This window comes from Sphingomonas sp., assembly GCF_019635455.1.
GTDB lineage: Bacteria > Pseudomonadota > Alphaproteobacteria > Sphingomonadales > Sphingomonadaceae > Sphingomonas.
Genome location: NZ_JAHBZJ010000004.1, coordinates 252,964 through 263,221, shown reverse-complemented (window position 1 = coordinate 263,221; position 10,258 = coordinate 252,964). Strand labels below are relative to the sequence as shown.

Below are 10,258 nucleotides of genomic sequence, written 5' to 3'. Positions count from 1 at the left end.
CCCTCGGCAACAAACTTGACCTCGGCCTATGCTCCCTTTTCGGGAGGTCGAGGGCGCCTTCACGAGCGCTGATGACCTTATGACATACACCCCGGGGATCATGGCAAGGGTAATTTTGTAGCCATCGGTCCGCCGACCTATTCAGGCGTCGGAGATGACCACGCCAGCGTCACATGCACCGCAGCGGTTGAGCCCCAAGTGGACCGCCGCGACCAGGCGTTTCCGGCAAATCCCTGATCGCGGGAACTTCCCTGTTCGAGGCAGCCCAACTTCCCTGGTTCGTGGGCATTCGTTCGCTGTTCGGGTTGGGGGGATTCGCTGTTCAGAGGTACAACCCCGTGCTTATTCCCAACCTCCGTAAACCGGTGAATTGCGGGTGTTTTTGGTCATCCGCCGCCGTCCGGCGCGCGCCTTATCGCCTGCGGAAAAATCGCCAAACAGGGAAATCGGCGCGCTTGGCGAAACGGTACCACGCCAAAAGGGCACGGAGAAAGCTCGCCGCGAAAGGGGAATTGAGCCGCAATCGCCGCTCTCCGCGCTACCGTTTGTAACCAAAATGCCGCGCAACCGCGCCGAAAATTGAGGAAAAGCCTTGTTATCTCAATAACTTAAGACTGAGTGGCGGAGAGGGAGGGATTCGAACCCTCGATACGGTTGCCCGTATGCCGCATTTCGAGTGCGGTGCATTCAACCACTCTGCCACCTCTCCGCGAGGGGATCGGGGGGCATCTGGATGCCGCTCCCGCCGGTCGAGCGGGCGCCTCTAACCGAAACATGGGGATGGCACAAGCGGTCATGCCGCGCGTTCTTGTGCGGCGCGCAAGGATAACTAGATTGGACGCATGACTCGCCCCTCTCTTTCACCCGATCGCGTTGCCAATGGCGTGCCGATGCCGCCGGTCGCGCATGCGCGGTTCAACGTCGGCGATGTCGTGCGGCACCGGTTGTTCGATTTTCGCGGGGTGGTGTTCGACATCGACCCGGTCTTTGCGAACACCGACGAATGGTATGACGCGATCCCCGAAGATGCCCGGCCCGCGAAGGACCAGCCCTTTTACCACCTGCTCGCGGAGAACGCCGAATCGAGCTATGTCGCCTATGTCAGCCAGGCCAATCTGCTGCCCGACGACAGCGATGAACCGGTGGACCACCCCGCGATCGGCGGCCTGTTCGACCAATATAGCGACGGGCGCTATCAGCTGAAGCGCGAGCACCGGCATTGAGCGGCCGGGCCGTGGGACCCGCAATCAGCCGTCACGGCGGTTGACTTGAGGGCGCGATTCGCCTAGGCGCGCCCTTCCTCCCGCCGGGTATGTCCTGCGCGGGCATAAGCATTTGGAATTGAGAAGAGGCCCATGTTCGCAATCGTGCGCACGGGCGGCAAGCAGTATCGCGTTGCCGCAGGAGACAAGATCGTCGTCGAGAAGCTCGACGGGGAAGCCGGTTCGTCGATCACGCTGGGCGACGTCCTGCTCGCCGGTGAGGGCAGCGAACTGAAGCCGACCGACGGGCTGACCGTCTCGGCCGAGATCGTCGCCCAGGAAAAGGGCGAAAAGGTCATCGTCTTCAAGAAGCGCCGCCGGCACAATTATCGCCGCAAGAACGGCCATCGCCAGAACCACACGATCCTGAAGATCACCGCCATCGGTGCGCAGGAGACCAAGAAGAAGGCCGCGAAGGCCAAGGCGACCGAGGGCGATGCCCCGGCGGCCGCCGAAGCGTAAGGAGTAGCTCCAAATGGCACATAAGAAGGCAGGCGGCTCTTCGCGTAACGGCCGTGATTCGGAAGCAAAGCGCCTTGGCGTGAAGAAGTTCGGCGGCCAGCAGGTCATCGCCGGCAACATCATCGTGCGCCAGCGCGGCACGAAATTCTATCCGGGTACCAATGTGGGCATCGGCAAGGATCACACGCTGTTCGCGCTTACCGACGGCCGCGTGCGATTCCACGACGGCAAGCTCGGCCGCAAATTCTGTTCGGTCGAAATGATCGCGGCTGCGGCCGAATAATCTGGGCAACCAGCCGGGTTGCCCGCCAGGGCGACCCGGGTCTCCATAACGGAGACCATCAAAAGGGAGACGGGGCGCCCCGGTCTCCCTTTTTCTTTGCTCCCTCGCAACCTTATCGTCGTCGTCGCGTCATGATGCGCGGGCAACGGCGGGCAAAAGGAGAGAGCGGACATGTTCGCCAGAACGCAAAGACTGATGCTGCGGCCGGGCTGGATCGAGGATGCGCCCGAATTGTCGCGCGCGATCGGCCATCACGAGGTGGTGCGCAACCTTGGCCGCGCGCCCTGGCCCTATACGCTGGGCGATGCCGAGCGATTCCTGACAATGCCGCAGGATGCGCGGAGCGCGCGTTTCCTGGTCTGCGCGCTGGAAGGCGGGTTCAGCCGGATCGTCGGCGGGGTCGGGTTCGGCCCCTATGACGGCGAACCGTTCGAACTGGGCTATTGGATCACCCCCGATGCCTGGGGTCGCGGCTATGCGACGGAGGCGGGTTCGGCGGTGGTGCAGATCGCCCGGGCGCTGCGCATACCGCGGCTGGCGGCGGGCCATTATATCGACAACCCCGCGTCGGGCCATGTCCTGCGCAAGCTCGGCTTTCGGCCGACGGGTCGCGTCGTCCCGCGCTATTCGCACGGGCGCGGCGGCGAGGTGCAATGCGTCGAATATGAGCAGCGGCTCGACGGGTCGGGCGCCGACAGCGATCCGTGCGACGACCGAATGGCCGCCTGACCCTTCCATGACCGGCCGGGCGCGGACGTCCCCGCCCCCGGCCGGCATCAGGGTCGAGAAGGAGCCGTCACAGTGGCGTCGTCGCGACGAACCGGCTCCGGCGCCCGCTCCCAGCCCCCGCCCAGCGCCTTGAACAGCGCGACCTGCGCTTCGGCGAGCGCCGCGTTCGAGGCCGCGAGCGCGGCTCGGCTGGAGGCACGCGCGCGCTCCGCGTCGATGCGCTGGAACAGGCTGTCGCGCCCCGCCTCGAACCGCAGGATCGCAATCCGCGCGGCATTGGTGGCGGCATCGTCCGCGCGGCGCAGCGCCACGTTCCGCTCGATCTCTCCCGAATAGCGGGCCAGCGCCTGCTCCACTTCGCGCAGCGCATCCAGCACCGTGCCGTCAAACGCCGCGAGCGACCCTTCCGCGCCGGCCTGCGCCTGCCGCAACTGGGCGCGCGCGGCGGTCAGGTTGGGGATGCTCCAGCTGATGAGCGGGCCGAGCGCGAAATTGAACGCCGACCCCTTCCCCAGATCCTCGATCCGCTGCGCGCCGAGCGATACCGACCCGAGCAGCCGGATCGACGGATAGAGCGCCGCCGTCGCCACGCCGATCCGCGCGGTATCGGCCGCCAACCGCCGCTCCGCCTGGCGGACATCCGGGCGCCGGGCCAGCAGCGCCTGTCCGTCGCCGACCGGGATCAGCGCGGAAACGCCCGGCGGCGTGGTGCATGATTGCGCGGCGGCATCGATCTCCGCCGGCGGCTTGCCGGTCAGCGTGGCCAGCGCATACAGCGCGGCGCGGCGCTCCGCCTCGAACGCCGGCACCTGCGCGCGCGCATTCTCCGCCAGCACGCGCGCCTGATCGACATCGCGTGCGGTGCCGCGCCCGGCCTCCATCAGGCGGCGGGTCAGGTCGAGCGTCTGGCTTTGCAATCGTACCGTTTCGCGCGCCACCTCCGCCTGCGCGGCATAGCCGCAGGCGGCGGCATAGGTCCGCGCGGTCTCCGCCGCGATCGCCACACGCGCGCCGTCCAGCGCCGCACGCGCCGCCTCGACATCGCCGCGCGCGGCCTCGATCGAGCGGCTCACCCGGCCGAACAGATCGACCTCATAGGACGCGTCGAGGCCGAGCTGAAAGAAATCGCTCTCGACACCATCGACGCCGGCGGGCAGCGCGCCCTGCACGCTCTGCGCTCCCGTCCGCGAGCGGGTATAGCCGGCACTGGCGTCGGTGGTGGGCAAGCGCGCCCCGCGCGCCTGGGACAGGATCGCACGGGCGCGCCTGAGGTTCGCGGATGCCTGACGGATGTCGGTATTGTGAGTCAGCGCCTCGGTCACCAGCCGGTCGAGCGCGGGGTCGGCGAACAAGTGCCACCATTCGCCCTCCACCGCGCCCGCCCTGACCTTCGTCGTTCCGGGATCCACGAACGGTCCCGCCGCAGCCTGCGGCGTCGCCGGCGGCCGATAATCCGGTCCGACGGCACATCCGGCCAGCAGCGCGGTGGTGAGCATCAACGTCAGGCGCTTCATTCCGCTGCCTCCCCCGTCGGCGGCGTCGGCCGGTGCCGCAACCGCGCGAGCCGATTGCCGACCCAGTCGCCGAACTTCCGGCTGATGACGTAAAAGGCCGGGACGAACAGCAGGCCAAAGATCGTCACGCCGATCATCCCAAAGAACACCGCGACGCCCAGCGCCTGGCGCAGTTCCGCCGCCGCGCCGCTCGCGATCACCAGCGGCAGCACGCCCAGGATGAACGCGATCGACGTCATGATGATCGGCCGCATCCGCTGATGCGCCGCCTGTTCGGCCGCCGCACGCGGGGTCAGCCCCTGTTCCTCCTCGCCCTGCCGCGCGAATTCGACGATCAGGATCGCGTTTTTCGCGGCCAGCCCGATCAGCACGACCAGACCGATCTGGGTCAGGATATTATTGTCCATCCCCATCACATTGACCCCGACGATCGCGGCCAGCAGGCACATCGGCACGATCAGGATCACCGCCAGCGGCAGCACCAGGCTTTCGTACAGCGCCGCCAGCAACAGGAAGACGAATACCACCGCCAGTCCGAACGCGATGACCCCGGTATTGCCCGCGCTACGCTGTTCCAGCGCCAGTTCGGTCCATTCATATCCCATGCCCTTGGGCAATGTGTCGGCGGCAAGGGTTTCCATGGTGTCGAGCGTCTGCCCGGTCGAATATCCCGGCTTGCTGTCGCCCATCAGTTCGGCGGCCGGATAGAGATTGTACCGGACGACGCGATAGGGGCCGGCATCGTTGCGCAACGTCATCACCGAACTCATCGGCACCATCTCACCCGATGCCGACCGCGTCTTGAGCGACTGGATATCCGACGGATCGTCGCGATAGGGCGCATCCGCCTGCGCCGTCACCCGAAAGGTGCGACCCAGATAGTTGAAATCGTTGACATAGGACGATCCGAGATACGCGCCGAGCGTCGAAAAGACGTTGGCGACCGGCACACCCATCCGCTCCGCACGTTCGCGATCGACATCGGCGGTCAGCCGGGGGGTGCCGACGTTGAACAGCGTGAAGGCGCCGGCGACGCTCTTCTGCTGGTTCGCCGCCATCATCATCTGCATCGCTGCCCGGGCCAGCGCCGGATAGCCCTGCCCGCTGCGATCCTGGATCATCATCTTGAACCCGCCACCGGTGCCGATGCCCGGAACCGGTGGCGGCGCGATCACCAGAATGTCGCCGCCGCGAATCCCACCGAGCGCGGGATAGAGCGCCTGCTGGATTTCCTCGGCGCTGCGATCGCGATCCGCGTGCGGGGCCAGGCCGAAAAAGATCACCCCGGCATTGGGCGCGGTCGAAAAGCTCGCCCCGTCCAGCCCGGCGAAGCCGACGACATAGGACATGCCATCCACCTTGCGCGCGGCGGCGATCGCCTGCCGCAACACCCCGTCGGTGCGTTGCAGCGATGCGCCGGGGGGTAATTGGACGACGCCGATCAGATAGCCCTGATCCTGCGGCGGGATGAACCCGCTGGGCGTCGCGGTGAAGCGCCAGCCGGCGACGAGGATCAGCGCGACATAGACGATCCCGACCAGCGCCAGCCCGCGCACCAGCCGCGCGGTCAACGCGCCATATTTGCGCGAAAGCCAGGAAAAGCCGCTGTTGAACCGCGCCCCGCCCCGCGCCAGCCAGCCGCGCACACCCCCCGCCGGCTCGGCATCGTGCCGATGCGGACGCAGGACCAGCGCGCACAGCGCCGGCGACAGGGTGAGCGAGACGAAGGCGGAAATGACCGTGGCCGACGCGATGGTGATCGCGAACTGCTGGTAGAATGCGCCCGAAATACCCGGGATGAACATCGTCGGGATGAACACGCCCGCCAGCACCAGCGAGATCGCGACGATCGCGCCCGACACCTCGTCCATCGTCTTGTGCGCGGCTTCGCGGGGACTGAGCCCCTCCTCCTCCATCAGCCGCTCGACATTCTCGACCACGACGATCGCGTCGTCCACGACGATGCCGATCGCGAGCACCAGGCCGAACAGCGACAGGGTGTTGAGCGAATAGCCAAAGCCCAGCAGCACGGCAAAGGCGCCGATCAGCGAGATCGGGATCGCGACGATCGGAATGATCGCGGCACGCCAGCTTTGCAGGAAGAGGATGACCACCAGCACCACCAGCAACAGCGCCTCGACCAGCGTGCGCTGCACCTCGCCGATCGATTCCGCGACATAGTCGGTGGGATTATAGTCGATCGAGTAGCGCATCCCCGGAGGGAAGTCCTTCGCCAGCGTCGCCAGTTCGGCCTTCACCGCGTCGGCGGTCGCCAGCGCGTTCGATCCCGGCAGCTGGAAAATGCCGACGCCGACCGCGCGCTTGTCGTTCAGATAGCCGTTGAAGCTATAGTCCTGCGCGCCCAGCTCCACCCGCGCGATGTCGCGCAAATGGGTAAGGCGGCCCTGCGCATCGCGCTTGACCACGATCGCCTCGAATTCCTTGGGCGAGGACAGCCGCCCCTTGGTCTGGACACCCAGTTCGAAGGCCGGGCTGGCATTGCCATAGGGCGGCTGGCCGATCGCGCCCGCCGCGACCTGCACATTCTGGCCACGGATCGCGTTCACCACCTCGTCCACGGTCATGTCGCGCGCGGCGGCCAGCCCGGGATCGATCCAGATCCGCATGTCATAATCGCGCCCGCCGAGCGCGCGCGCCTGCCCCACGCCGGGGATACGCGCGATCCGGTCCTGCACCTGCAAGGTGACGTAATTGGAGATATACTGGACATCGAGGCTGTTGTCGGGCGAGGTGAAGAACACGACCATCAGAAAGTCGGGCGAGTTCTTGTTCACCTGAATCCCGATCCGGCGGACATCCTCGGGCAGGCGCGGTTCAGCGGTGGAGACGCGGTTCTGCACCAGCACCTGTGCCTGATCGACATTCGTCCCCTGTTTGAACGCGACGGTGATCTGGGTCTGGCCGTTCCCGGTCGATGACGACGTCATGTACATCATGCCATCGACGCCGTTGATCGCCTGTTCGATCGGCGCGGCGACCGTTTCGGCCAGCGTTTCGGCGCTCGCCCCGGGATAGGTCGCGGTGACGACCACCGTCGGCGGCGCGATATTGGGATATTGGGCGATCGGCAGGTTGGGATAGGCCAGCGCACCGACGATCACGATCAGGATCGACAGGACCGCCGCGAAGATCGGGCGATCGATGAAGAAATGGGGGAATTTCATCTGTCGCCCCCTATTGGACCGTCGCCTGGCCGGACGCGGGTTCATCGATCGGCTTGGTCGGCGCCGGCTGCTTGGTCGGGTCGGCCTTGATCACCCCCTTGCGCGGGGTCACCGGCACGCCGGGTTGCAGGCGCCCGATCCCCGCGATGATGACGCGGTCGGTGGGGGCAAGGCCGTCGCGGACGATGCGCAGCCCCTCCACCTTCGCCCCGACCTCGACCGGGCGCGGCGTGGCCTTGTTGTCCTTGCTGACCACATAGACGAGGCGTCGGGTCTGATCGGTCACGATCGCCTCATCCGGGATCAACATCGCGCGATAGCTGCCCGATCCCAACAGGCGCGCGCGGCCGAACATGCCGGGGGTCAGGAAACCGGTCGGATTGGCGACCACCGCATGCGCGCGGATCGTCCCCGAATTGGGGTCCACCGCATTGTCGAGAAATGCCATCCGCCCGTGCCAGCGATACTCCTGTTCGTCGGCAAGCTGGATCTGAACCGGGTTGGCGGTGTGGCGGGACGACCCGCGCTCGCCGCGCTGGTCCTGCCGCAAATTCTTGAGGTAAAAGCTCTCGGCCCCTTCGAACTCGAACCAGATCGGGTCGATCGAAACGATGCGGGTCAGCACCGTCTGTCCATTCGCGACATAGTCGCCCAGGCTCACCTTGCGGTCGGAGATGCGGCCGCTGAACGGCGCGCGCACGGTGGTGAAGCCAAGGTCCAGCATCGCCTGCGACGCGGCGGCACGGCCGGCGGCCAGGTCGGCGGCGGCGCTGCGTTCGGCGGCGACGTTGCTTTCCAGTTCCTCCGCGCTCACCGCCTGCGCCTTGGCGAGTTCGCGGCTGCGCGCCGTCACCTGCCGCGCATTGGTCAGCGCCGCCTGCGCCCGCGCGATCTGCGCCCGCGCCTGCATCAGGGCGGCGCGATAGGGACGCGGGTCGATGGTGAACAGCGGTTGCCCCTTGCGGACATCCTGTCCGTCGCGGAAATGGATCGCGGTGATCACGCCATTGACCCGCGCGCGCAGTTCGACGTCCTCCGGCGCGACGAAGCGACCGGTATAGTCGTCCCAGTCAACGACCTCGCGCTGAAGCGGCGTCGCGAACGTCACCTGGGCGGGCGGCGGCGCCTGTTGCGGCGCACCACCGCATGCCGAAACTACGACCAGAGACAGGACGGCGAGCGCAGACCGCATGTGCAAAACCCCTTTTGCTGCAACGCGGCAATTGGGGCGCGGCGAAAGCGGTTTCAACCCCGCACCGGATAATTTCTGAAATTTTCCGTTCAGTAATTCAGGCGGCAGCCGCAACCGGCGGCATCACCGCCGCCGCATAGTCGCTTTCGGCCCGCGCGATCAGCGCGCGGTCGTCGTGATTCCACGGATGGAAGCCGGGCATGAAATAGCTCAGCCATTCGGGAACCATCCGCGTGACGATCCCTGGCGATACCAGCAGATACCTGGCGACGCCGGCCCGCGCCCGCCAGCCGGTAATGCCATCCTGCGCCAACAGGTCGAGCGTTCCTTCGATCCGGTGCTTCCAGAAATTGGCGCTGACCAGCAGCATCGTCAGCGTCTTGATCTTCCACCGCTTCCACCGGCCCAGATTCCGGGTCGCGTGCATCCAGGTGTCATAGGCGACGCCCTTATGCTCGATCTCCTCCAGCGCGTGCCAGCGCCACAGCTCGCGGCTTTCGGTGTCCGCGCCGTCGAGGTGACGGGGATTGCGCAGCAGTTCCGCGGCCAGGATCGCGGTATAATGTTCCAGCGCCATCGTCGCGGCCAGCTGGACGATGGGCGGCCGCGCCTTCGCGATGGCCAGCACCTGGTCCACCCGCGCGTCGAGCCGACTGATGTCATAGCCATGGTCGAGCACGCGGCGATTGAACGCCACATGCTCGCGGCTGTGTACCACTTCCTGCATGGTGAAGGCCTTGATCTCGCGGGCCAGCTTCGCGTCCACGCCCTCGCGGAACGCCTTCACGCTTTCGATGAAAAACGCCTCGCCCTTCGGAAAGGTGACGGACAGCGCGTTGTAGAATGCAGTGGCGACCGCATCGCCGCCCAGCCACCAGCGCGCCTGGGGCTGTTCGGCGTCGCGCCCGAACCGGCGGTCGCGCGGGGTGATCGTCAGATCGGCGGGAGTCTTTGCGTTCGACATGGTTTTGCTCCAAGGCATCTGGCAACACAGCTATGTCTTATTTACATCAATGTCAATAACACCCCTCCCCAAGCGCCTCTCTCCTGAGGAATCGCGCGATGCCGCGCTCGAAGCCGCGCGCGCCATCCTGATCGAGGCCGGCCCCCAGGCGGTAACGCTGAAGGCGGTGGCGACGCGCATCGGCCGCACGCACGCCAATCTGTTGCACCATTTCGGCTCCGCGGCCGGCCTGCAACGCGCCCTCGCCCGCAGCCTTGCCGAACAGGTCTGCGCGCGGATCGTCAACCTGATCCAGGAAGCGCGGGCGACCGGCGCGGAGCAGAGCCAGGACAAGCCGCGCCAGGTGGTCGATCTGGCGTTCGACGCGTTCGACCGGTCGGGCGCCGGCGCGCTCGCCAGCTGGATGATCCTTTCCGGCAACGAGGACGCGCTCGATCCCATTCTCGACGTGATCCACGGGCTGGTCGATCAGATCGCTGAAGTGGAGGGCGAACAATCGAGCGTCGCGCTGCGCGAGGACACGCTCAGCCTCGTCCTGATGGCGATGGGCGACGCCCTGCTGGGCGAGCCGCTGGCCAAATCGCTCAACCTGCCGCGGGGGGCCGCGCGGGAGATCGCACTGCGCCAGCTGATCGGCTCTCCCCGTTTCCAGCAGATGTGGGGCTGA

Annotated in this window: 9 protein-coding genes and 1 tRNA gene; 5 read left to right on the top strand and 5 right to left on the bottom strand. The window is 66.5% G+C overall.

Annotated elements, in window-relative coordinates; translation table 11 throughout:
- Positions 1 to 619: 619 nt before the first annotated feature.
- Positions 620 to 709, bottom strand: a tRNA-Ser gene (locus tag KF783_RS07760).
- Positions 710 to 842: 133 nt separating this feature from the next.
- Between KF783_RS07760 and hspQ the strand changes: the two genes are divergently transcribed.
- From hspQ to KF783_RS07740, 4 genes are all read left to right on the top strand, one after another.
- Positions 843 to 1,223, top strand: coding sequence for a heat shock protein HspQ (gene hspQ / locus KF783_RS07755; RefSeq protein WP_294077952.1), 381 nt, complete (start codon positions 843 to 845; stop codon positions 1,221 to 1,223).
- 132 nt (positions 1,224 to 1,355) lie between these two features.
- Positions 1,356 to 1,724, top strand: coding sequence for a 50S ribosomal protein L21 (gene rplU / locus KF783_RS07750; protein ID WP_294077951.1), 369 nt, complete (start codon positions 1,356 to 1,358; stop codon positions 1,722 to 1,724).
- 13 nt (positions 1,725 to 1,737) lie between these two features.
- Positions 1,738 to 2,007, top strand: a complete 270-nt coding sequence (rpmA, locus tag KF783_RS07745; protein WP_294077949.1) for a 50S ribosomal protein L27 — start codon at positions 1,738 to 1,740, stop codon at positions 2,005 to 2,007.
- A 171-nt stretch (positions 2,008 to 2,178) separates the two neighbouring features.
- The gene (locus KF783_RS07740; RefSeq protein WP_294077947.1) at positions 2,179 to 2,736 is read left to right on the top strand and encodes a GNAT family N-acetyltransferase; all 558 of its coding nucleotides are present in this window, start codon (positions 2,179 to 2,181) and stop codon (positions 2,734 to 2,736) included.
- Positions 2,737 to 2,783: 47 nt separating this feature from the next.
- Here the strand turns inward: KF783_RS07740 and KF783_RS07735 are convergent, their stop codons facing one another.
- The 4 genes from KF783_RS07735 to KF783_RS07720 form a co-directional block, all read right to left on the bottom strand.
- The gene (locus KF783_RS07735; protein ID WP_294077946.1) at positions 2,784 to 4,250 is read right to left on the bottom strand and encodes an efflux transporter outer membrane subunit; all 1,467 of its coding nucleotides are present in this window, start codon (positions 4,248 to 4,250) and stop codon (positions 2,784 to 2,786) included.
- Positions 4,247 to 7,435, bottom strand: coding sequence for a multidrug efflux RND transporter permease subunit (locus KF783_RS07730; protein WP_294077945.1), 3,189 nt, complete (start codon positions 7,433 to 7,435; stop codon positions 4,247 to 4,249). The genes KF783_RS07735 and KF783_RS07730 overlap by 4 nt, the downstream gene beginning before the upstream one ends.
- Positions 7,436 to 7,445: 10 nt before the next feature.
- The gene (locus KF783_RS07725) at positions 7,446 to 8,627 is read right to left on the bottom strand and encodes an efflux RND transporter periplasmic adaptor subunit (RefSeq protein WP_294077944.1); all 1,182 of its coding nucleotides are present in this window, start codon (positions 8,625 to 8,627) and stop codon (positions 7,446 to 7,448) included.
- 97 nt (positions 8,628 to 8,724) lie between these two features.
- Positions 8,725 to 9,591 (bottom strand): metal-dependent hydrolase, encoded by an 867-nt coding sequence (locus tag KF783_RS07720; RefSeq protein ID WP_294077942.1) that lies wholly within the window; start codon positions 9,589 to 9,591, stop codon positions 8,725 to 8,727.
- Between the two features lie 49 nt (positions 9,592 to 9,640).
- Between KF783_RS07720 and KF783_RS07715 the strand changes: the two genes are divergently transcribed.
- Positions 9,641 to 10,258, top strand: a complete 618-nt coding sequence (locus tag KF783_RS07715; protein ID WP_294077940.1) for a helix-turn-helix domain-containing protein — start codon at positions 9,641 to 9,643, stop codon at positions 10,256 to 10,258.